The organism is Shewanella aestuarii (assembly GCF_014647215.1).
Taxonomy (GTDB): domain Bacteria; phylum Pseudomonadota; class Gammaproteobacteria; order Enterobacterales; family Shewanellaceae; genus Shewanella; species Shewanella aestuarii.
In genome coordinates this window covers 23,595-46,572 of sequence record NZ_BMOT01000010.1, presented here as the reverse complement: position 1 = coordinate 46,572, position 22,978 = coordinate 23,595, and the positions used below count along the sequence as shown (strand labels likewise).

The following is a 22,978-nucleotide window of genomic DNA, read 5'->3' as shown; positions in this document are numbered from 1 at the left end:
AAAATTTATCTTTTAATAATCCTAACTGGTAATAATTTTAATACCAGGAATAATTTGCTGGGCTTTTTGGCCTTTCTTCTTTAACCACATGAAGAAAACCACTAACGCCAGCATAAAGAAACCAATCCAAACAGTTGATTGTAATGGGTGCTTAGCAAACGTTGCGCCTTGATACACGACAGTCGCGGCGCCATATGCCAAAGCAAATGTCCATAATGCGGCGAAACGTGCCCATTTCATACCAAATTCATTCACTAGCGCGCCCATTGCGGCAACACAAGGCGTATACAGCAAAATAAACAGCAGGTAAGAAAACGCCGCAACCTGGCCACTAAAACCTGACTGTAGTGCACTAAAGGTTGATTTATCTACCGCTAACTCTTCTGCAGCTGTATCGATATTCTCAACACTTCCAACATCAATTGACAGTGGGTCTTCTGGGGCAATACCCAATAAGTTTTGTGGAATAGTTGTTAACGCCTCGATGAAGGTATCACTAAATGGCGCTAAGGTTTCATCACCTGAGTCAGCTGAGCTATACAAACTGTTGAGTGTACCAACAACCGCTTCTTTAGCAAAAATACCAGTAATAATACCTACGGTTGCAGGCCAGTTGTCTTGCTCAATCCCCATAGGAGCAAACAAAGGGGTAACTTGCTGACTGGCAACACTGAGTAGTGACTCTTGACTATCTTCATGGCCAAAGCTGCCATCAACGCCAATCGCATTGATGAAGTTAAGTAGCGTAACAACAATAACAATGGTTTTACCCGCGCCCAAGATAAAACTCTTGGTCCGTTTTACGGTTCGAGAAAATACCGCTTTGGCTCTTGGCATTTCATAGCTAGGCAGCTCCATGACCACTGCGCTGCTGGTTCCGGGTAACACAGTATGACGTAGAAGTAAGCCCGTGCCAATCGCCGCAAAAATACCAATGATATACAGCAAGAATACTAAGTTTTGGCCCGACTCAGGGAAGAAAGCCGCTGCAAATAACGCATAAACCGGTAAACGAGCACCACACGACATAAACGGTGCCATCATGCCAGTGACAATTCGCTCACGTTCACTGCCTAGCGTACGGGTTGCCATGATTGCTGGAACTGAGCATCCAAAACCTACAATCATAGGCACAAATGCTTTACCCGGTAGACCAATGCGGCGCATTAAGCCGTCAACAACAAAGGCGGCTCTGGCCATATAACCTGAGGCTTCTAACACAGATAATGCCAAAAATAATGCCGCAATAACGGGAATAAAGGTGGCAACAGTTTGAATACCTTGACCAACACCGCCAGCAAGGATAGTCACTAACCACTCAGGTGAGCCTATTGAGCTGAGCATGGCGCCAAAATGATCAACAAAAATGGCACCTGCGGTAATATCAAAAAAGTCGATAAATGAGCTACCGACATTGATACTGAACATAAACATCAAATACATCACCAATAAAAATACTGGTATGCCAAGCAACGGATGCAGTACGAATTTATCGAGTCTATCTGTCATGCTTAGGTGTTGACCGACATTAACCGAAGCCTTAAAAATTTGTTCAACAAAGTCATAACGCGTAGCAGCAACCATCACTTCAATGTCTTCACCACTGGCTTCAGCTTTTAATGTACAAGCACTGACAACCTCTTTGAGCTGACTACTGTCACAAGCTCCGCAGCCATTGCCATTACCAAGCATTGCAAGGGCACGGCCCCGACTCAAAGCAGGTAAAAGATGCAACTCGGATTGTTGTTGTAAGGTGATGACGCTTTGTTCAATTTCTGGGTGATATTCAAGTTGCAGTGCTTTTTCTGCTATTTCGCCATTAACAATAGATAACACCCCCGCTTTAACCGATTCAACATCGCTTAAATCGCGTGAGCAAACACAAATTACAGGGCAGCCTAATGCTTCAATCATGGCTTCAATATCGATATCTATTTGAAGTTTCTTTGCCGCATCTATTTTGTTCAATACCACAATCATCGGGATACCCAGTTCCCGTAGCTGCACTGTTAGGTACAAATGACGCTCAATATTAGTGGCATCAACGAGGTTGATGATGGCATCTACTTTATGTTCTGCTAGGTACTGTTGGGCGATTTGTTCATCTAGCGAGCAGTCGCAGCTGTTGCCAGCAGGCAACAAGTCATAAATACCGGGCAAGTCGGTTAAAAAAACCTCATTTCCCGCAAGTGAGAATTGGCCAGTTTTCTTTTCTACGGTGACACCAGACCAGTTACCCACTTGTTGGTTAGCACCCGTTAAGGCATTAAAGAGTGTCGATTTTCCCGCATTTGGATTACCTACGGTTACACAATGAAATTGTTTAGTCATGCTGTACTACCACCTCAATCACATCCGCTAAGTCTTTACGCATACAAATATGACTACCTCGAAGATTTAACTCGACACCAGAGCCCATTGGCGCTCTTCGCACTAAACTAAAGTGAGTATTTGGAGTAATCCCCATAGAAAGCAACTTACGCTTTACCGTTTGCGGAAGAGATAAATGTCCAATTTGACAAATGGTCGCTTTATCACCAGGGCTTAGCTCACTCAGTTTCATTCAAAGTCACCTTATACAACATTAATTACCAGACAATTCTAAACAAGCTTACACATTGAAAACTTTACCTAGATCAAAGTTTCAGTGTTAACGAGAATTATTTTCAATTGTATTTGGTATTATGTGATAAAGCCCATAGGAAAAGAAGTAATTTGTCGTGAATTTACTTAGCGGATTTCAACCTTTACGGCAAAGTGATATCTGCCATATAAAAGCGCAAAAGCAAATACGTTAATGTTTGATGGGTTAATGTTAATCTATACCGCAAACGGCACAATCAACATACTTGTAAAAGTAATAGGACTTATTAAGGCAAACGGTGTTTTAGCCATAAAAATCTTATTGTGGGTTAACGGGCTTTACGTTAATCAAGGAGCAGACCAAATTGAAAATCATCTACCCACTTACCGTTCAAATACGTGTGTTGTAAAAACTCGCCTTCTAATTTGAATCCCAAGTTTGTTAGCACCTTTTGAGAGGCTACATTGCGTCGTTCACACACAGCGACATACTTGTGAATATCAAATTGCAATCGTCCCCAATCAATTACCGCCTGTAAGCTTTCGGTTGCATATCCATTTCCCTGCATATTGGGCGCGATTAAATACCCCACTTCCATTCTTTTCGAATGAATATCTTGGCAATAAAACCCCGTTAATCCGACAAATTGTTTATCGAGAGTTTCAATAACTAAGGTGAGCCAGTGACCGGTTTCTAAAGACCAAGATGATAAACGTTGTTGAAAGGTTGACAGAATTGCTGATTCGTCAGCCAATTCACGAATATATTTATTGACTTCAACATCTTGGTTCATCATCAAGAAATTGAGCCAATCATCTTGTTGCAGGCTTCTAACTATCAACCTATCGCTATAAAGTGCAATATTCATCTATTTCTCATGACACAATAAAGGCGGCAAAAGCCGCCTTTTAAACATTAATCCTGGCTTAAATTAAGCCTGGATTAACAACTAACCTCGGCTAGTCACTTCTAGCAAATGATAACCAAATTGAGTTTTAACTGGACCTTGAACAGTATTAAGAGGTGCACTAAAAACAACCTCATCAAACTCTTTAACCATCATTCCAGGGCCAAAAGAGCCTAGATCACCGCCTTGAGAACCAGATGGACATGAAGAATAAGACTTCGCTATATCAGCAAATTCAGCGCCATTTTCGATTTGTTGTTTTAATTCGTTACATTGCTCTTCAGTGCTGACTAACAAATGTCTTGCTGTTGCCTGTACCATTCTTACTCCTACTTATTTTTAGATAAAGATATAAAGTGCCACATACCTTAACATAAATCGAATACGTGACACACTCTGTGCAACTAGTGTTTGGCTAACTCAGTCTCAACCCATTCAGCCACTTTTGTTTCCATCACAGCCATAGGCAATGAACCCGTCGTCAAAATTTGATCATGGAAACCTTTAATATCAAACTTATCACCTAACTTAGCTTCAGCTTCTGCACGTAGCTTAAGAATGGTTAGCTGACCCACCTTATAAGATAAGGCTTGCCCGGGAATCGCCATATATCGCTCCACTTCCGCAACAATATCAGACTCGGCCATCGGTGAGTTGTCTTTCATATATTGAATCGCTTGCTCACGGCTCCAGCCTTTTGCATGTAACCCAGTATCCACCACTAAACGCATAGCTCGTAACATTTCATCGGATAGCTTACCAAAATATTGGTAAGGATCTGAGAACAGTCCCATTTCAATGCCTAAATATTCGGCATATAACGCCCAACCTTCTTCAAACGCGGTATAACCCTGAAATCGTTGAAACTCTGGTACGCCGGTTAACTCTTGCTTAATTGCTATTTGGAAGTGATGGCCCGGTGCTGCTTCGTGTAAAGATAACGTAGTCATGCCCCACTTAGGTTGTGCTTTTAAATTGAACGTATTGATATAGAACACACCTGGACGAGAACCGTCAACCGCTGGCGATTCGTATGATGCACCAGCAGCAGATTGCTCACGGAACGCTTCAACCGGCTTGACGACATAATCGGCTTTAGGCATGACATTAAAGTAGTTTGGTAGTACTAGATTAATTGAGTCTTTGAGCACCATGTAGCCATCAATCAAATCTTGTTTGTCTGTGAAGAAATACTGTGGTTCAGAGGATAATGAAGCGAAGAAAGCCGTCAAATCGCCGGCAAACTTTACTTGTTCACGCACTTTGTCCATTTCAGCTAAAATACGTTTCACTTCCGACAACCCAATTTGATGGATTTCATCAACAGACATTTTTGTTGTTGTATGGCTGTTGGCTAAATGTTGGTACCACACTTTGCCATTTGGTAATCCCCACCATCCATCTGATGCTCTTGCGTTTGGCAAGTATGAGTTTTGAACATACTGATGAAGATCTGTCAAAGCAGGAATTAACTTAGTAGATAAAAAATCCTTATAATCTTGGGTAAGATTGCTTTTTTGCTCATCGGTGAAAGAGTCTGGTAATAACTTGATAGGCGAATAGAATAAACTGTCTTCAGGGTTACTCACCACTTGTGCCGCAAGCTGAGGGATCATTCTATCGACAAGCACTTTTGGTAAAACGACCTTGCTATTGACGCCCTCTTCCATACGAACTTGCGCTAATTGAAGCCAAGTAACAAATCCGTTTAGGCGAGACAGCCAGTTTTGATAATCCTCGACGGTGTTGAATGGCTGAGCACTTTCACCTGACCCCAATTGAACCATGGTAAATACCGTATTATAAAACTGATTCATAGGCAGGAAGTGTTCTGGGTAGGTTTCACTCATCAAAGCCATATCACGGTCATAAATAAACATACTGTAACTTAGCTTTAAATCTGACGGTAAAGCATCCACATCAATCTTTTTAGCCTGGGCAAAATACTTAGCATTTAGATCATGGCGGGCTTTAAGGTAGCTTTCGGATAAAGAATCACCGAACTGATCGTTATACTCGTTCACACCAACGAAAGTGGCATAAATAGGTTCTAACTTAAGTTGCTCCTGAAAAAAGTCATCTACCATAGTTAAATAAGCTTCTTTAGCAGAAACACTGACTTTCTCAGCAGGCATAGCTGCAGACGTACTCGTTGTAGTTGATGTTTGTTGAGCAGTATTATCGCTACAACCTTGAATCGAAAATAATAACGATATGCTGGCCGCAAGGAGGGTTTTATTCATTTTTATTGTTCCTTTTACACATGAATCAAAAATCATATCTATAATTAAAAAAGAATATTCAATGGAGTTACTCAATGATCTATTCTTTTCGCAATTCAGGTTTCCGAGATCCAGAAACGGGTGTTTACAATCAGATATATTTTATGGAGGTGTTTAATCGTGAATGGCATCGCCATTTACGAGAAAAACAAAGCTTAGCTTTATTGTATCTGTGCCCACACATTCATGAAACAGTAAAACAACCTCATTTGCTGGAATTATTTACCAATCAGGTTCAAGAAGCACTTTTACGCGCGACAGATTTAATAGCAAGGCTCGACACTAACCATTTTGCGCTAGGATTATTTAATGTTGATGAGCAAGGTACTGAAGTAGTGTTAAAGCGAATTGACGAACAAATAAAACTGTTTAAAGAAAAATATGGCAAAGACCATAACTTCAGTATCGCTTATAAACTCGCTGGCGGGATTTGTACCCCGAGTGATGATAAAAATATTGAAGCCTTGTTTGTACAAGTCGAATCGTTATCAAGCAAACTTGAGCAAGAACACGACCAACACCAAGCGCTAATTAACATCCATTAAAATATCCCCCTCTGATGCTGCAGTAAAAATTGCAATCAGAGTGATATCAATACTTATCAAACTATTTGAACAGTGCCAAATCAAACACTGTGGTTGCCATCACGCAATGAATAAAAGAATCTGTGGAGTACGGTTAATTGAATAAATATGCTTAAAATTGCCATGCTCAATGTTAATAGGCAACGCATCAATGTATCACCCCCATAAAACCAACACTGCAATATAAAATAGCAATAAAAAAAGCCCCTTTCGGGGCTTTTTTAGTTGAAGAACAAGTTATAGAGCAACGTTATGAATACGTGCTTTTTCTTTAATGTAAGAAATATAACTGTTTGCGCTTCTTGCGGTCTTCTTATCTTTCGATGCTTGAACAGCACGATTATAAGCTGACTTGTATTGCTTTAGACTTAAGTGAACTAACGCTAACTCAAACTGAGCTTCACCTGGATTATCAATCCCGGCGTCAAGCGCTTTCTCTAAAACAGGAATCGCTTCTTTGTATTTTTGATCAAGAGACAAAATACGCCCTTGCTTCAAATACAATTCACCGCTATTTCCTGCAGACGCTGCTTTACCATAATAGGTAGCAGCTTCTTTTAACTCTTTAGCATTATGGTAAAAACCAGCGAGAATATTAAGAGTTTTCTCATTTTCTGGAATTAAACCTGACTTCATGTGTTTCTCATAAATTTTAGCCGCTTTATAAGGTGAACCTTTTTGCGCTAACAATTGTGACAAACGAGTGATGTTGCCATCAGTCTCTAAGAAACCATTTTTATAAGCTAAATCATAAGTCGCTAGAGAACGATCATAATCTTCAGTCATCAGATAGAATTGCGCTAACTGAACCCAGAGACGCTTATCGTCTTGGAATAAAGGCACCATAGTCTCAAGGACTTTTACGGCGTCTTTATACTTTTTCTGGTTAAAGTATGCGGTTAATTTCATCTGATATAAGTTCTTATCAGGTGCTTCAGCTAAAGCTAAACCTTTGTCAGCAACTTCAAGTACTTTGTTCCATTCTTTTAACTCAGTGTAAGCGATACCTATACGGCGATACATTTGAGAATCAGCCTTACAGGTAAACTCCATCCACTTATAATAATATGGAATAGCTTCTTTAAACTTACGCTCTTGAAGTAACAAATCGGCATACAAACGCATTGTTGCAGCGTGATCTGTTCCACCAAGAATGTCAGCTTGAACGGCAGTCTTTAAATACTTAATAGCCGTAGACATTTGACCTTTTTCTGCATAGAAGTTACCTAACATACGATCGACATAAGCTTTGTCGAAATCGTTTTTAGCATTTGCTTCTAATAATATAGAAATAGCCTGGTCTAAATTACCTTCAGTATAAGCTTCAAAAGATTTTTGAACCTTTTTAGCCGCACTTTCACCAACAGCACGAGATTGACGTTTATCAATTTCACACTTTTCAGCTGCTATTGCGGTGCCAGCCAACATGGTACTTCCACAGACAGAAAGTAGTAGTGCTGTTGCTATAGTTGTAACGTTACGCATTATCTACCTCCCTTTTTCTAATGTGAAGTCAAGTTGAACTGTCATACCTGGTTGTTTTAATGGCTTACCATCAACAATCTTAGGCTTATATTTCCACTTCTTTAATGCACGAATTGCTTCGCGATCAAATAAGCGCTTTGGTTCAGCCTTGATAACAGAAACGTCATCAACACCGCCTAATTCGTTAATTGTAAATGTCAGTTGAACCCAACCTTCTTTACCATCACGAGCTGCTGCAATAGGATATTGAGGCTCGATACGAACAATAGGTGTAGCATCACCATCACGAGTCATCATATTGCCAAGCTTAAAGCCTGTAGATGCTGAACCCGCTTCAACACCACCCATATTGAACGACATATTCGTATCAATATTGCTTGAAGCATCTGGAGGTGTAGTATCCGGCTTCGGTGGTTGCTCTGGTGGTGGTGGTGGCTTAGGAGTCACCCTTGGTTTCTTCTGTGCCTTCGAATCCTGCTTATCCATCGTAATTTCAATAACAGGGGTCTCAGTCGACTCATCGTTGCGTTGTGCACCGCCGCCGACTAAGAATGCCATGAAGGCGAACAGACCAAAAGTCACTGCGGCACCAATGATGATTGATACGAGTGCTCTTAGCATATTACTCATTCCCCGCTGATACAGAAATTTTGTCGATACCGGCAGCTTTAACGTTATCAAGAACTTTAACCACTAAGCCATGCTGAGTGTCTTTGTCTGCTTGAATAAGAACAGCTGCTTCTGGTGCTTCAGCTAACATACGTTCTACGTTAGCTGTTACACGCTCGATATCAACCTGACGGTTTTCCATCATAATCACACCAGTTTTACTGATGCCAATAAAGATGTTTGCCGATGGTTTAGACGTAGCCTGTGATGCTTTAGGCTTGTTGTAGTCTAAGCCTGATGGCTTAACAAACGATGTTGTTACAATGAAGAAGATCAGCATGATAAACACGATGTCTAGCATCGGGGTCATATCAATTTGAGCTTCCTCTTCCATACTGGAATGCTTCTTACGTGCCATGTTCAATCTCTCTCTAGTGGTGAGGCATGCTGTCTTTTAGCTTTTCTAAACTGATTCTCATTTTTGAGTCTAAACGGGTGCTAAAGAAAACACCTGAAAGAGCTGCTACCATTCCTGCCATAGTAGGCATTGTGGCCATTGAGATACCAGCCGCCATTAAACGAGCATTACTCGTCCCCTGAACTGCCATCACATCAAATACTGAAATCATACCGGTTACGGTACCTAATAAACCAATCATTGGACAAATGGCTACTAGGGTCTTGATTAACAGCATACGTGCATTCAAATCTTGCTTCGCTTGGGACACCCAAGCTTCACGGATACGGTGTGCGTGCCAAGAGTGTGTTTCATCTCTGGCTTCCCATGCAGCAATAACGGCTTGATGTTGCTTTGGTGATATCCAATTCAGATACCAGTAACGCTCAAGCATTAAAACCCACATTAGGAAAAGCACAGCTGCTACCAACCAGAGGACGTCGCCTCCGGAGGCCATGAAGCCCCTGACGGAATCCCATATGTCCATCAGGATTAGCATCATTAGTCAGCCCTCTTCTCAGCGTGCTCTGCAATGATTCCGGCGCTTTGTTCTTCAAGAACTTGAACGATAGACTTGCTACGTGCAACAACTACAGCGTGTAATAACATTAACGGTAATGCAGCGATTAGACCTTGAACCGTTGTAATAAGCGCCATAGAAATACCGCCAGCCATCAATTTAGGGTCACCAGTACCGAATAATTGAATAGATTGGAAGGTTGCGATCATACCGGTTACAGTACCTAAAAGACCCATCATAGGTGCGATAGCAGCAATAACTTTAATGATAGATATACGCGCTTCTAAAGCTGGAGTTTCTTTCAAAATAGCTTCGTCAAGTTTTAACTCTAGAGTTTCAACATCAACATCTTTGTTGTTTTGATAAACTTGAAGGATGCGACCTAAAGCGTTGTTACCTGGGTTAGCAATATTCTTACGTTGGCTATTCACTTTACCGCCAATAACAGTAAGAGTGATTAAACGCTCAACCGCAATCAACATACCTAAGGCTAATAAAGCTAGAATGATATAACCAATTGTTCCACCAGCTTCTAAACGGTCTTCTAAGCTTGCTTTGTTAGTGAAGATATTCAATAACACGCCGCGAGCTGGATCGATATAGAAAGGAGCTGAACCAGAAGTTGTGCTTTCCCACGAACCAACAGCACTCACTTGGTAACCTTCAGGCTGCTGTGATAACTGCTGAATTAAACCTAATTCAGGCTTGAAAACAACATACTTACCTTCAGCTGTTAAGTTGAATGGACCAACACGGTGAATAGCAGTATTGACAACATTACCGTCAATAGCAGTTACCGCGCCGTCAAACTTAACAACTTTACCTGATTGAACCATTTCGAATAATTGAGCTTCCCAGAATTGCTCTAGTTCTTCAATTTTTGGTAATGATTTACGCGCACCAAGTTCAGCGATGAATGCATCACGACCAGGGAACTGTGCACTGATGTTAGATGCTGCAAGTTTACCAGCGAAATCACCGGCTTCACCTTTAACAACACCAAACATTTCACCCAAGTCACCTTGAGCTGTTTTTAAATCTTCTTCTAACTGAGCAATTTTACGCTCGTTATCTAAAAACGCTTGGTTAAGATCTTTACCACGTTGTTTTTCAGCTGCTAGAGCGTCTTTTTCACGTTTCAGTAGAGAAGCTTTGTCGCCACGTTCAGCTTGGAATTCTCTTTCACGTTTAGCGTTTGTTTTGCCTTCGTTAGCGCGGTCAACTTTCACTTGCTGTAACAGTTGATCAATAGTTTTTGGTGCATCTGCAGCAGAAACCATACCGGCTGTTAAAGAGAAAGTTGCAGCTACTAGCGCTGATGTAATTAACTTCTTCATTATTGTGCAGTCTCCGCAGCTGGAATTGGTAATGCGAATAGGTCTAGAGCGCCTTGCTTACGAGCAATACGAATACCTTTGGTGATGTCGCGTAAATAGCTGTCTTCTAACTTGTTCCAAGTTTTAGCTTCAGCGTCATACATCCAAGCTGTTTTTTGATCTAAGCTTTGTGCGTAAAGTGCAACACGACCTAAGTTAAAGAAATCAACTAATACTTCTTTACCATCAAGGTTTAGCTTACCAGTGTGAACTGCAACGAAGTTACCGTATTCGCGCTCAATGCTGTATGCATCAAGAATTAAACGATATTTTTCAGCTAAAGTAACTTCAGCTGTATTAAGAATGTTTTTTAAGTTTTCAACACGTTCTTTACGAACTTCAGTATTGAATGGTAAATCCAATTGAACAAACTGTTCTAAGGCTTCAACCATTTTAAACATTAATGGCACAACACCTTGACGTAAACGGTCAACACCGTTGATGTCTGTTTGAATTGCATCCATTGAATTTTGTTGATCAGCTACCAAACCAGCGACGTAGTCATTATAAGACTTCAGCGATTCGCGCTCATCAGCAACACTGCCATACTCAAACAACATGTCTTGAGCTTGGTCAAAATATTTGTCAACCTTTTGTTGTGACGCTGCAGATTCTGCGTGAATTTTGCTGTCCGCCTTTTGCACATCGGCAAGAGGATTTGCAACTACCAAGTTGCTACTAGCTAATGCCAGTGCGCCAACAAGTGCAGTAGCGATTTTTGTTCTATTGCTTACCTTGGACATAGTTCCCAACCAATTTGAAGTGAATTAAAAAAGTGTAGAAGTACAATTGTAAATGTTTGATAACAATGTTAATAAAACGTTAACAATGGTAAGTCCATCTTTCTCTTGTGATTGTTAGTTTTTCTTCCCTTTTCTATACCAGTTAAGGCATAGACCCGTTCGCATCATTTCACAAAATGTTGACCTGTGTCAACATTTGGGAACATCTAAAAGAACTGGAAAGAGGTGTTAGTCTGTCTTTTTAAATTGAAAGCTTATTTTCTATACATTGTGTATATAATTTGGGGCATTTTAAGGCTAATTTTAACGGTTTTAACCCACATTATCTTTTTGAAGGGACAATGTATAAGCAATCAGTTCTTCATTCTCAATCACCATTTCAGCTTTAACTAAACCGAGATTGAGCTTTCTAGTTTCACAGATAATACTGTCCAGCTTTTCTTCATCGACCGCAGCATTTATCAGTTCAGTAAGTCTTACTTTTGATGATGATATCTCTTGTTCAATAAAATTTAAGAATTGTTGTTTTTTGCTAATAGGCCAAAACATACCTTGAGTAAAAAATTGACCAACGTACATCATCAATTCGCTTTCTTTAGCTGTTAATTCATCAGTTTGAATGAGTGTTTTTATATCTTTATTTATATTACTTCTTATCGCTTCACATTCTTGATCTTGCTTTATTTTAATAACATCTTCATGTGTACTAATCTCGCCCATGGCCAAAATTAGCTTACTCATGTTTTGCAACAAACTTTGCACTTGAGGTTGGTTAATGAATTGATAAATTTTTCGATTTGTCTGTAATATCCTTGAATCTATATGGTGTAGTACCAACAAGCACTGCCCGTTTACTTTTAGCACTCGACTGATTTCAGATAATGTTTGTAATATTGAAGAATATTCTATTCCAAATTGTGATATGCAGAAATCGAACCTTCCTGACTCAAAAGGCAAAGCCTCGCAATTCACGCCAGAAATCAGTTCAATGTGGATCTTGCTATTTTTATGTCTTTTTTCATCCAGTTTGACTTGTGCAAGATCTACTGCGGTAATGTGTCCATTCAGTTCATTTTCGGATAAGCAATCTTGAATTAACAAAGGTAATGAAGCATTACCAGTGCACAAATCTAATACTTCGAAGTTTGCAGGAAGCTTAGTTGCGAATGATTCCCATATGTTTTTTAACTCCCCCTGATAGTTCTGTGTTAACTCCGAACCAAAAGAGGTCACATAACCTTGCTCCCAATAGTCTGACCAATGCTGACTCATACACCACCTTTAATCTTTTTTGAAAATAAAAAAGGCTCACTAGGAGCCTTTTTATTTAGTACAAATTATATTTCTTAAAATTAGAACTTAAGAGTATAGCTTGCACGGTACTCACGACCATAGTTGTTATATAGGTCAGGATTATCAAAAGTACCTGCTGAACTTAGTACTGGGTCTTCATCTGTTAGGTTGTTGATACCTAGTAAGATAGAACCAAAGTTACCAGCATCATAAACATAACTTAAGTTATGAATTAACCACGAGTCTAAACGACCTGTGTCATCATCTTCATAAGTAGATGAAGTGTAGTTAGAGTTCCAAGAAACGCTATGATCAGCAAGCGAGTAGCTTAATGTGATATTAGACTTGAAATCTGGAGAACCGTTCCAACCAGCAATGTCAGTTGCTTCAGAACCACCTTCGATTTCTTGAATATAATCAAGAACGAAGCTGTTATTCCAGTTGATACCGATATCACCAGCGCCAGTTTCAAACTTAGCGTTTAATGCAACGTCAATACCAGTGATTTCTAGTTTGTCACCGTTACCATAACCAGTACCAACTTCATTTGCACGACCTAAAGTACCACCTGGGCCATTTGGAGCGCGGTTAACATAGAAAGTTTCAGAAGTTGGTAAAGTACCAGCGTCAATACCACGCATTACGTTGGTGATTGAACGACGGCTAATAACATCATCAATGTTCAAGTTGAAGTAATCAACTTTTAAACCGATGTCATCAACGATATCCCAAGCAATACCAAAGTTAACATACTCTGAAGTTTCAGGACCTAGATCCTTGTTAGCGCGGATATAAGTATCAAATTGACGTGAAGCACAATCAGCATCTGAAATACCGTTAGATGCACAGAATGGATAATCGGTACCGGTATCAGCACTGAAAGTCGTTGCTGCATATAACTGATCTAATGAAGGTGCACGGAATGCTTCTGAGTAAGATGCACGTACAACAACATTATCAAGCGCTTGCCAACGAACAGAAGCTTTAGGTGCTACGTTGTTACCAAAGTCTGAGTAGTCATCGTAACGAGCTGCTAAGTTCAATTCTACGTCATCAACAATTGGTAATACTGCTTCATAGAATGCAGCCCAAACTTGACGGTCGCCACCAGCACTACCACCAATTAAGCCAGCTTCAGATTGTGCATCATACACTTCACTGAACTGTTGATCGAAGTATTCCATACCGAAGTAATGAGCGACTGTACCACCTGGTAAGTCGAAAGCATCGAAACCGATACCACCACTATACTGGTCAAAAGTAGCGCGACCTTGAGTTAAGGTTGTCGCTTTCATGTTGTTCACACCAGCTTCAGAACCTAGATCAATACCATTTTTTTGGTTATAAGCAAGGCCTGAGTAGCTTAAGTAGTACTCACCGATAGATTTGTTATCAGCGATATTGTGGTGATAGTAGAATTCCCACTGAGCATCATTTAATGCACTAATAGTACCACGTAAACCGGTTAAATAATCTTGGTTGTAGTCATCTACGATACCATCACGTGTTCCGATACCAACCCAACGGAAATAACCTGTTGTTTCAGCACCAAATGGGTTGTGAGGGTTAGTAGCAGACATGTTACGCCAAGGAGCTGCTGGAGGAGCATAACGACCGAATGAATTGTTTTGGGTGACCATTGCACGACCAAACCATTCTACATCTTCAGCAATTTCATAGTTAGCATCAACATAAACAGTGTTACGGTCTACAGATGCTTTGTTGTATGAAACGTTAGCAAATGCATACATACAGTACTCAGAACCTGGGCTCCAGTCTGTGTCAGCTTTTACTTTTGCGAATACATCATTACCATATTCGTTGATCAAATCGTCACATAAAGGAGAAGCTGCTGCTGAAGAGAAATCAGGCGCTGCTACTGTAGCACCATAAATACTCCAACCTGGAGTGTCTACGTATGCTTGTGAGTTTGCATTAAGTTGTCCAGCTGCAGTGTAGTCACGGTCTGCATCTGAAATACCTTTACGGTCTTGGTGGTCGAAAGAGAAAGTAATGTTACCTTTATCCATCTGATAACCAGCAACCACTGAGAATTCTTTACTTGTTAATCCGCCGTCTCTATCACGAGAACCGCCACCAACGTTGAACTCAATACCTTGATAGTTCTTTTTCATGATGATGTTAACAACACCAGCAATCGCATCAGAACCATAAGTAGAAGATGCACCATCAGTTAAAATTTCGATACGTTCAACTGCTGCCATTGGGATAGCGTTTAAGTTTGCTGATGCACCACCAAGAGTTGGTGAACCAGGGAAACGCTTACCATCGATAAGAACTAGTGTACGGCTTGAACCAGCACCACGTAGATCGATAGTAGCTTGAGATTGAGCAGAGCTACCTGAACGTTCAGAGAACGAACCAAATGAGTTTAAGTTACTATTACGAAGAGCATCAGCAACAGTAAAGTTACCTTCCATCTTCATGTCTTCAGTTGTAATTGTAGTTACAGGTGAAGCACCTTCTAAGTCACTACGCTTAATACGTGAACCAGTAACTTCAATACGTTCAACTTTTGCGCCATCTTCTTCAGCAGCGAAAACTGCTGGAGCAGTAAATGCAGCAGCGGCTGCACCGCTAATAAGTGCGAAGCGCACTGACTTAGCTAGTAAATTCTTATGCATTGTCTATCTCCCTGGACATATTTGTCTTTCTTATAATTCCAACAGTTCATTAATTGACATGCTGGTTAACGTGATTTGTAACACCTTTAGCCACAAAAACACATTTACAGCGCAATAAAATCACATTTGAAACAAGTAATCAACAATTGATGCATTGTAAGCGCAAAAGTTAATCAAGTTATCAACTTAAAGCTGTTCACTTTTATGAACGCTGGCGTCAAAATCTGCGATATATCACTTTCTTTTCAATACCTTAGCTAAATATATAATTATTTCTCACAAAATTATGCGATTTAACAAAAGAACAACAGCTGTAATAGCCTGTTTGAGTTGTCTGATGATGTTAGCTGCAACAAAATGGTTAACACTTGACTGAACAAAACAAGCCAATGCCGTTATTTACATGGGGAAATGACACTAAAGATGGATGAAATTTGACCAAAAAACTATTGAATATCACACAGATTAAGCAGTCACATTGCGATTGGAGACTTCATCAATGTGTGAGGGTTAGTCATCTTTATTTGAGAACAACAAAGCATATTAAACTGTTTTTTGCTATTGGTTTTTACTTGCAAAAGCCCCGCTATTAGCACCTAAATTGGCCTTATTATCGGCGCAAAATTCAATTCGACTGTAAGAAATACCCTCTCAATGGTGTAAATAGAATTTATTCATCTGTTAACTTAGTTAAGCTTTAATCACAATCTTAACGAAAACATTATATCAACAACATTTGCCCGTTAGAAAAGTCATCATAACTCAGTCCAAGTAATGAAAGTATCGGTTCAGCAATGGGCTTAATCTGCTTTTCAATGTAGTAGTCATAATCTAATATCCAGATTTTTTCACAAACAGGCTGTACACCAACTGTCGTCATCACATACTCAATTACAGCGCCTCTTTTTAACCAATTATTGTCTTGCTGATATTCAGCCATAAGCTTGGCAGCTTTTACATGCGGTGCAGATTTTGCCGTGTAATCTTCAACATTTCGTTTTAACCGTTTTTTCAAAACTAATTCAGAATCAAATGCCCCATGCTTTAGCAAGGCAACTTGAGATTGTAAAAACTCACTTACATCTTGCTGATTAAAAAAACGTTGATATAGCTGATATTGAATACGTTTTGAAAGCTCAGTCCAGTCACTTCTTACCTGCTCCATGCCTTTAAACACCATTTCAGGTTTATGGTGTTTATCCAGTTTTAACCCTACATAGCGTTTTTTACTGCCAAGCTCACTGCCTCTTAAGGTCGGCATAATAAATTGATTAAAATGACTCTCGAATTCTAACTCAAGAAAACTGGTCAAATTGTATTTAGAATCACACCATGAAGCCCATTTTTGAGTAATTTCCTCTGCCATCTGATGACCAATTAAATCGGCATTTGTTTGCAGCTCGTTTCCAAGCCAGACGAAAGTAGAGTCGGTGTCGCCATAAATGACTTGGTAGCCCATTTCTTCAACCCAAGCTTTTGTCAGCTTCATAATTTGATGGCCACGCATAGTGATTGAACTAGCAAGTTTAGCGTCATGAAATATGCACCCCTTTGAGCCCAGAACGCCGTATAACGAATTCATGATAATTTTAATCGCTTGCGACAAAGGCTGATTATGACTTTTTTTAGCCAACTCCCTTTGTTCGGCTAAACTTGCAATCAGTTTCGGAAGGATGGGATTGTTACGGTGAAATTTCGCGCCTAAAAAACCCTCGACAATGTCATCAGAATCGACATCTGACTCAGCAATTTTTAATCCTTCTACTAGCCCTTTGGGGTCGATTAAAAAAGTGCGAATAATTGATGGGTACAAACTTTTGAAATCCAGTACCAAAACATTTTTATAATGCCCAGGGATAGAGTCCATAACATACCCCCCAGGACTTTCTAAGCCATTACTGGCTGGCATTTGTGGTGCAACAAAGCCACTTCGATGCAAATAAGGTAAATATAAATGATAAAATGCGGCAATTGATGCCCCTACCCGGCCGAACTCTAGTCCCGTTAGCTTGGCTCGCTCAATTGCAAAAGGCAGTAATTGCGTTTTTTCAAAAATATCCCACACCAATCGACAATCGGTGAGGTTGTAATGAGCTAATTTTTGTTTATTGGTAATAAACATATCACTAATCTCACCACCACGATTTTCTACATGCGCAATCGCTTTGCCTTCGTCGAGTAAGGCTCGTGAGACAAACTCAAGTGAAAAGCTATCAAACTTATAAAACGCAGCTTTCAGCCAATCAATGCCATCAAGAACAACACGTCCGGGTAAATTTAAGGTTTCTGGGCGATATTTATCCTCTACTTTCCAAGATAACGCGGTGTCACCTCGACCAATCAACAGTGGAAGATGATGCAGCTGGCAGCGTTTAAATAACAGAGCTAAATCAAATACAATCACAGCCCAACCGATAATAATATCGGGATCAAACTCACTAAACCAAGCAATTAGCTCATGCAATAAAGCCTCTTCATCAGCAACCCAAATGATGTATTCCTCAGCATCGGGATAATCATTTGCCGTACCAATCATGATGACACGTTTGTAATTAGCCCCATATAAACCGACAGAGTAAAGTTCGCCTTGCATGCTGCACTCTACATCCAGGGAAATAACTTTGAGATTAAAGTCTTGCTCTAAGGCATCTGTAACAACGGCTTGAATATTTTTATTCAATAATTTAGCCGGTATCGCCCTTCTGGCTCTTGACGCATCTAACTTAGGTAAATTGGCTAAACTTTCAGTCCAAATGCCTTCAAACTGAATATCAAATGCAATGAAGCGTTCAATTAAATAGCGTTGCTCAGCGCGAATATCGGCCTCATACAAAGGCACACCGATATCATTCGCCACGCGTTGAAGTTGTTTTAAAGCGGAGCTTGTTTTCAGATAAATACCGCAAACACTTTGATGTTGAAAGTTGCACATAGCCAGAGAGGCCACTCTTGCTTGAGTTAGAAAAGGCGTTAACTTATCAATATCAATTTGCCGACAAAAACACACTAACTCTTCATGATGTAACTCAACTAACACTGGGCCACTCAAGGTTTTGACATAATATTGCAGCACTAACTGACCTTGGCGATAGCTCGCATGGCGTGTTAATACCTGCCCCTCTATTCGATTTAATGTTTTATTTGCTGGCAATAGTTTTGAGTTCAATTTTATTATCTGTTTTAAGCATTACGATTCACTGTTATTATGTACAGCATAAATCAGTCACGGCAGAATACATACTACTCATGCTAACCGATAAGGTAAAAACGCAAATTCGCACCATCTACAAAGACATTGCTTCTGCAATGCCGCAGTTTCGTTCGCGTCGAGAACAAAACTATATGGTGGCAGAAATTTCTAAAACCTTAGCGGGTGAATACGACAAGCAGCGTCGTATTATTGTGGTTGAAGCCGGTACAGGTATTGGTAAATCCTTATCTTATATTCTAGGTGCAATCCCTTTAGGAATAGCCAGTAAAAAGAAAGTCTGTATAGCGACAGCAACCGTGGCACTGCAAGAACAATTATTACATAAAGATCTGCCATTTTTTTTGCAACATTCTGGCTTAGATTTTAAATTTGGTTTAGTGAAAGGTCGTCAGCGCTATGTGTGTTTGGCTAAACTGGAAGCTATGATGGGTTCGCAAGATGGTTCTCAAATGGCGATGTGGCAGACAAAACCAGATCAAAGCCAGGTAGAACAACTGCAAAAATTACATCAAGATTACCATCAGAAGAAATGGAACGGCGAGCTTGATAGTTTAAAAGATCCCATTGCTGATTTTTTGTGGCAACAAATATGCTGTGACAAACACAGTTGCCACCGTCAAGTATCGGCTCATCATAATTGTCCATTTCATAAAGCTCGTGAAGATGTCGATACCTGGGATGTATTGATTGCCAATCATAGCTTGTTGTTTGCCGATCTTGAGTTAGGGGGTGGCGTTATCCTGCCCGAGCCTGAAGACATGTTTTATATTATCGATGAAGCACATCATCTGCCGATTGTTGCAAGGGACTTTTCCAGCGGCCAAGCCACTCTTAGAGGGGCATGTGATTGGTTAGATAAAGCCAGTAAAACGTGTAGCAAATTACAAAACCAGCTGAAAACCAATAATATTATTGCCCCAGTTCAAGCCATGCTTGATCACATTACCGAGATAATTAGCTTACTTAATCAAGTGGCTCATTTTTGTGACACTCAGCCTCAGTTTTTTGCTAACCCAGAAACCAGATGGCGCTTTGAACACGGTCAACTGCCGCAATCATTAACTATTCAATCTGAAAACTTGGCCACAGCCACAGGCAGTGGACTAAAGCAATTTAATAAAGTGGTGGCTGTATTATCTGAAGCCATTAAAGACGGCGAAGTGCCAAAACATCAATCCGAAGGTTTATTGTCTGAAACGGGCTTTATTCTTCAGCGCCTCGAAAACCTCCATAAAGTGTGGAAAATGATCGCCAAAGAAGACAGTAAAAAAGGCGCTCCCACGGCAAGATGGATTGAACTTATTACCGGTAAACAGCAGGATTATCTGGTTAGTGCATCCCCCATTGAAGTGGGTTTTATGCTCGAATCTATGTTGTGGCAAAAAGCCGCTGGTGTTGTGCTATGCAGCGCCACATTAAGGGCATTGAATAACTTTAACCATTTTGCCCACCAAGTGGGCTTAAGCACCAATGATGGTAGCCGCTTCTTAGCACTGCAATCGCCATTTGATTATGAAAATAATGCCACATTATTTATCCCTCAAATGGATAATGAGCCAACCGACGATGATTACACCGCAGAATTAGCCACTCAAATCATTGCCTTAATTGACGGTGAAATGGCTTCATTAGTATTATTTGCGTCTTATTGGCAAATGGAAAAAGTAGCTGAACTTGTCGAGGGAAAAATCCCTGCCTCGCAACTTTTTATTCAAGGCACTATGCCAAGGCAACAAATTTTAAGCCAACATAAAGAGCGTTGTGATGAGGGTGAGCCGAGTATTATTTTTGGCACGGGGAGCTTTTCTGAAGGCTTAGATTTACCCGGCGACTACCTTACTAACTTAATTATTACTAAATTGCCTTTTGCTGTTCCTACATCACCTGTAGAACAAGCTCATGCTGAATACGTTAAGGTTAAAGGCGGAAATCCCTTCTTACAATTAACCATTCCAGATGCTTCGCGCAAGTTAGTTCAAAGTTGTGGTAGATTACTGCGTAAAGAGCAAGATTACGGTCGGGTGACTATTTTAGACCGTCGTTTAGTCACTAAGCGTTATGGAAAATCATTAATTGATGCATTGCCGCCTTTTAGGCGTGTGATCGAGTAGGTATTTTTTTGGAATTATTGTTAGACCCAAGCCATCTTGCTGTTTTGGCTATTATTGGAATTGTTGCGGGTTTTATTGACGCCATTGTTGGCGGCGGCGGACTATTATCCATTCCAGCATTACTCGCCGTTGGGATCCCTCCGCATATGGCTTTAGGCACCAATAAACTGGCAGCCTGTTTTGGTTCTATCACTTCTAGCTACACTTATTATAAGCAGCAATTATTTACCCCCCATTTTTGGAAAACCTGTGCCATAGCGACATTTTTTGGCGCCATTTTAGGCTCTGGTCTGGTTTTTTTGATTAATGCTAACTGGCTTGAAAAGCTGTTACCTTTACTTATTATCAGCATTGCTATTTATACTTTATTCAGCCCCAAAGCTATGGGCGGACAACATTGTATGTCGCCAAGCAAAACACCTTCAAATAACCGCCAAGGGTTACAAGGGGTAATATTAGGCAGTTATGATGGCTTTGCAGGCCCCGGGATAGGCGCATTTTGGACGGTTTCATCGATATCGCTACATAAACTGCCGCTTTTAGAAAGCTGTGCATTGGCTAGAATTATGACATTGATAAGTAACATTACCGCGCTGGTAATTTTTGCTTTTGCTGGTCAGGTCAATTGGTTACTAGGATTATGGATGGGAGTTTGCATGATGGCAGGATCTTTTATTGGTGCCCGCAGTGCTATTCGATTCGGCATTCCTTTTATCAAACCACTGTTTATCATCTCTGTCGTTTCCATCGCGACCCATTTAGCCTGGAGCGCTTGGGTATGAACACCCAACAATTAATTCTAACGTTGAAACAGCAACTTGATCACATCGAACAAGAAGTGCTTCAACACGACCAACAGCTCGCCCCACAACAGAAAAAGACACTCGAACACGTTGAACGGTTTAACCATAATTTATTTGTTCAGCAAGGCGCGCAACTACTCCCCTGTGTTCAACAGCTGCGAAAAGATGTCAGCCAATTAGAAAAACAGTTAACCCTGAAGCTAGCCAAAAGCACTATTGAACTTAGCTGTCAACGCATTCAAGATAGGTTCACCGCCCTAAGACGGGCATTGTTAACTACAGGTTTGAACTTAAAGTCGGCCGAGCAGAAAAAAGCCAGTAATCGTGCTCGATATGCAAAAAAACAACAGCAAACATTACAAAACAGTGAGTTTGGTTGGATTGCAAATAATGTGATGTCTAACAGTCATCAGCTTTATGAAGAATTGAACAAGCATGTAAACTGGGCTAAAAAGTTTGAAAATAAAATTCAACAAATGGAAACAAATCTAGAGTTATGTCATGCTGCTGACAAAATTAGATTGCAAAATGACATCCTTTTAATGCATCGTCGTTTAGGTAAATGCCGCCAAGCCATTAGCTATATTGAAGAGCGGATACAGCACTTTGAGCGTCCGCGCCAGAGTTTTAATCGTTAAGGAGCAACAATGAAATCATTCGTCACCACCGGTGCTATTATGGCATTGCTATCATCAACGTCGTTGATGGCAGCTAACCTCACTATTCCTATGTCTTTTGAATATTTGGCGCTGGATGGGAAACAGATTGAAACGAACATGTTCAGCCACAAATCTGATTTAAAACTAGACAATGGAAGTCATAAAATCGCCATTAGATATCATGATATGGTTGAAGATGATTTCAGCGACAGCCAAAGCTTTATCAAGTCGGCCCCCTTTATTGTGACGTTAAATGTTGTTGGCGATGTGAATTACACTCTTTCGGCGGCAGATGGCGAAGTGATTAAACGCCCAAAATCGTTTGCTAAAGATCCTAAAGTGATTATCACACGAGAAGACAAAGGTTCGGTTAATTACTCAGTTGAACAAACTAATTTTGAAGAAGAGTCATTTCTTGCCAACATTTTTAATGGCAACAAAGGTAATGACGTTGATGCCTTATCTGTAAATGCCACTAGTAATGGGGTAGCTCCAGCCGCAGTAGTACAATCAGCAACACCTCCAGCATCGGCCACAGTCGCTGCAACAGCTGTTGCCACAACTGTTGCCACAACTGAAACTAAAACGGCTCAACCTATTAAAGCGGATAACCCAGCCCAAGCTGAGCAAATGTTGCAATATTGGTGGTTACAAGCCGATGAAAAAACCCGTAAAGAGTTTATGGGATGGGCTATAAAACAATTGTAAT

At 40.4% G+C, this 22,978-nt stretch carries 19 protein-coding genes; 5 read left to right on the top strand and 14 right to left on the bottom strand.

The annotated features are described in order from the left end of the window. Positions 1-21: 21 nt before the first annotated feature. The 5 genes from feoB to IEY03_RS13990 form a co-directional block, all read right to left on the bottom strand. Complete coding sequence (feoB, locus tag IEY03_RS14010) at positions 22-2,331, bottom strand: Fe(2+) transporter permease subunit FeoB (protein WP_188842789.1); 2,310 nt, start codon at positions 2,329-2,331, stop codon at positions 22-24. Further along, positions 2,324-2,563 (bottom strand): FeoA family protein, encoded by a 240-nt coding sequence (locus tag IEY03_RS14005; RefSeq protein WP_188842787.1) that lies wholly within the window; start codon positions 2,561-2,563, stop codon positions 2,324-2,326. The genes feoB and IEY03_RS14005 overlap by 8 nt, the downstream gene beginning before the upstream one ends. Before the next feature lie 364 nt (positions 2,564-2,927). Then, positions 2,928-3,452, bottom strand: a complete 525-nt coding sequence (locus tag IEY03_RS14000; RefSeq protein WP_188842785.1) for a GNAT family N-acetyltransferase — start codon at positions 3,450-3,452, stop codon at positions 2,928-2,930. An 81-nt stretch (positions 3,453-3,533) separates the two neighbouring features. Further along, complete coding sequence (locus IEY03_RS13995; RefSeq protein WP_188842783.1) at positions 3,534-3,812, bottom strand: peptidylprolyl isomerase; 279 nt, start codon at positions 3,810-3,812, stop codon at positions 3,534-3,536. Between the two features lie 83 nt (positions 3,813-3,895). Then, positions 3,896-5,734 (bottom strand): DUF885 domain-containing protein, encoded by a 1,839-nt coding sequence (locus IEY03_RS13990; protein WP_188842780.1) that lies wholly within the window; start codon positions 5,732-5,734, stop codon positions 3,896-3,898. Positions 5,735-5,808: 74 nt separating this feature from the next. Here IEY03_RS13990 and IEY03_RS13985 point away from each other — a divergent pair, with 74 nt between their 5' ends. Continuing rightward, positions 5,809-6,318 carry a diguanylate cyclase domain-containing protein gene (locus tag IEY03_RS13985; RefSeq protein ID WP_188842778.1) on the top strand — a complete coding sequence of 170 codons (510 nt, stop codon included), beginning with the start codon at positions 5,809-5,811 and terminating at the stop codon, positions 6,316-6,318. A gap of 276 nt (positions 6,319-6,594) precedes the next feature. Here IEY03_RS13985 and IEY03_RS13980 read toward each other — a convergent pair whose 3' ends face one another. From IEY03_RS13980 to IEY03_RS13940, 9 genes are all read right to left on the bottom strand, one after another. Then, positions 6,595-7,842: a tetratricopeptide repeat protein gene (locus IEY03_RS13980; protein ID WP_188842769.1), complete on the bottom strand. Its 1,248-nt coding sequence runs from the start codon at positions 7,840-7,842 to the stop codon at positions 6,595-6,597. A 3-nt stretch (positions 7,843-7,845) separates the two neighbouring features. Beyond that, positions 7,846-8,463 (bottom strand): energy transducer TonB, encoded by a 618-nt coding sequence (locus IEY03_RS13975; RefSeq protein WP_188842767.1) that lies wholly within the window; start codon positions 8,461-8,463, stop codon positions 7,846-7,848. Position 8,464: 1 nt separating this feature from the next. Next, positions 8,465-8,869, bottom strand: a complete 405-nt coding sequence (locus IEY03_RS13970; protein ID WP_160053370.1) for an ExbD/TolR family protein — start codon at positions 8,867-8,869, stop codon at positions 8,465-8,467. A gap of 13 nt (positions 8,870-8,882) precedes the next feature. Beyond that, a complete protein-coding gene (locus tag IEY03_RS13965; protein ID WP_188842765.1) occupies positions 8,883-9,410 on the bottom strand; it encodes a MotA/TolQ/ExbB proton channel family protein in 528 nt (175 codons plus the stop codon). Beyond that, positions 9,410-10,765: a MotA/TolQ/ExbB proton channel family protein gene (locus IEY03_RS13960; RefSeq protein ID WP_188842763.1), complete on the bottom strand. Its 1,356-nt coding sequence runs from the start codon at positions 10,763-10,765 to the stop codon at positions 9,410-9,412. Before IEY03_RS13960 ends, IEY03_RS13965 begins: the two co-directional genes overlap by 1 nt. Next, the gene (locus tag IEY03_RS13955; RefSeq protein ID WP_188842761.1) at positions 10,765-11,547 is read right to left on the bottom strand and encodes a DUF3450 domain-containing protein; all 783 of its coding nucleotides are present in this window, start codon (positions 11,545-11,547) and stop codon (positions 10,765-10,767) included. The genes IEY03_RS13960 and IEY03_RS13955 overlap by 1 nt, the downstream gene beginning before the upstream one ends. A 312-nt stretch (positions 11,548-11,859) precedes the next feature. Then, on the bottom strand, positions 11,860-12,819 hold the full coding sequence (locus IEY03_RS13950) for a class I SAM-dependent methyltransferase (protein WP_188842759.1): 960 nt from the start codon (positions 12,817-12,819) through the stop codon (positions 11,860-11,862). An 80-nt stretch (positions 12,820-12,899) separates the two neighbouring features. After that, complete coding sequence (locus IEY03_RS13945) at positions 12,900-15,485, bottom strand: TonB-dependent receptor (protein ID WP_188842757.1); 2,586 nt, start codon at positions 15,483-15,485, stop codon at positions 12,900-12,902. Between the two features lie 721 nt (positions 15,486-16,206). Next, complete coding sequence (locus tag IEY03_RS13940; RefSeq protein WP_229778339.1) at positions 16,207-18,651, bottom strand: DNA polymerase II; 2,445 nt, start codon at positions 18,649-18,651, stop codon at positions 16,207-16,209. An 80-nt stretch (positions 18,652-18,731) separates the two neighbouring features. On the opposite strand from IEY03_RS13940, the gene dinG reads away from it, so the two are divergent. From dinG to IEY03_RS13920, 4 genes are read left to right on the top strand one after another with little or no spacing between them, the layout of a single operon-like run. After that, positions 18,732-20,807 (top strand): ATP-dependent DNA helicase DinG, encoded by a 2,076-nt coding sequence (gene dinG / locus IEY03_RS13935; protein ID WP_188842949.1) that lies wholly within the window; start codon positions 18,732-18,734, stop codon positions 20,805-20,807. Positions 20,808-20,815: 8 nt separating this feature from the next. Then, entirely contained in the window at positions 20,816-21,589 is a 774-nt protein-coding gene (locus tag IEY03_RS13930; RefSeq protein ID WP_188842755.1) for a TSUP family transporter, read from the top strand. After that, a complete protein-coding gene (locus IEY03_RS13925; RefSeq protein WP_188842753.1) occupies positions 21,586-22,248 on the top strand; it encodes a primosomal replication protein in 663 nt (220 codons plus the stop codon). The genes IEY03_RS13930 and IEY03_RS13925 overlap by 4 nt, the downstream gene beginning before the upstream one ends. A 9-nt stretch (positions 22,249-22,257) precedes the next feature. Continuing rightward, positions 22,258-22,977: a DUF2057 domain-containing protein gene (locus IEY03_RS13920; RefSeq protein ID WP_188842751.1), complete on the top strand. Its 720-nt coding sequence runs from the start codon at positions 22,258-22,260 to the stop codon at positions 22,975-22,977. Position 22,978: the final 1 nt, after the last annotated feature.

What these genes read in the sequence shown, in the direction of transcription:
- IEY03_RS13955 (WP_188842761.1), bottom strand. Translation starts at nt 11,547, where the DNA reads ATGTCCAAGGTAAGCAATAGAACAAAAATCGCTACTGCACTTGTTGGC.
- IEY03_RS13995 (WP_188842783.1), bottom strand. Translation starts at nt 3,812, where the DNA reads ATGGTACAGGCAACAGCAAGACATTTGTTAGTCAGCACTGAAGAGCAA.
- dinG (WP_188842949.1), top strand. Translation starts at nt 18,732, where the DNA reads ATGCTAACCGATAAGGTAAAAACGCAAATTCGCACCATCTACAAAGAC.
- IEY03_RS13990 (WP_188842780.1), bottom strand. Translation starts at nt 5,734, where the DNA reads ATGAATAAAACCCTCCTTGCGGCCAGCATATCGTTATTATTTTCGATT.
- IEY03_RS14000 (WP_188842785.1), bottom strand. Translation starts at nt 3,452, where the DNA reads ATGAATATTGCACTTTATAGCGATAGGTTGATAGTTAGAAGCCTGCAA.
- IEY03_RS13970 (WP_160053370.1), bottom strand. Translation starts at nt 8,869, where the DNA reads ATGGCACGTAAGAAGCATTCCAGTATGGAAGAGGAAGCTCAAATTGAT.
- IEY03_RS13980 (WP_188842769.1), bottom strand. Translation starts at nt 7,842, where the DNA reads ATGCGTAACGTTACAACTATAGCAACAGCACTACTACTTTCTGTCTGT.
- IEY03_RS13920 (WP_188842751.1), top strand. Translation starts at nt 22,258, where the DNA reads ATGAAATCATTCGTCACCACCGGTGCTATTATGGCATTGCTATCATCA.
- feoB (WP_188842789.1), bottom strand. Translation starts at nt 2,331, where the DNA reads ATGACTAAACAATTTCATTGTGTAACCGTAGGTAATCCAAATGCGGGA.
- IEY03_RS13975 (WP_188842767.1), bottom strand. Translation starts at nt 8,463, where the DNA reads ATGCTAAGAGCACTCGTATCAATCATCATTGGTGCCGCAGTGACTTTT.
- IEY03_RS13965 (WP_188842765.1), bottom strand. Translation starts at nt 9,410, where the DNA reads ATGATGCTAATCCTGATGGACATATGGGATTCCGTCAGGGGCTTCATG.
- IEY03_RS13985 (WP_188842778.1), top strand. Translation starts at nt 5,809, where the DNA reads ATGATCTATTCTTTTCGCAATTCAGGTTTCCGAGATCCAGAAACGGGT.
- IEY03_RS13925 (WP_188842753.1), top strand. Translation starts at nt 21,586, where the DNA reads ATGAACACCCAACAATTAATTCTAACGTTGAAACAGCAACTTGATCAC.
- IEY03_RS13945 (WP_188842757.1), bottom strand. Translation starts at nt 15,485, where the DNA reads ATGCATAAGAATTTACTAGCTAAGTCAGTGCGCTTCGCACTTATTAGC.
- IEY03_RS13950 (WP_188842759.1), bottom strand. Translation starts at nt 12,819, where the DNA reads ATGAGTCAGCATTGGTCAGACTATTGGGAGCAAGGTTATGTGACCTCT.
- IEY03_RS14005 (WP_188842787.1), bottom strand. Translation starts at nt 2,563, where the DNA reads ATGAAACTGAGTGAGCTAAGCCCTGGTGATAAAGCGACCATTTGTCAA.
- IEY03_RS13960 (WP_188842763.1), bottom strand. Translation starts at nt 10,765, where the DNA reads ATGAAGAAGTTAATTACATCAGCGCTAGTAGCTGCAACTTTCTCTTTA.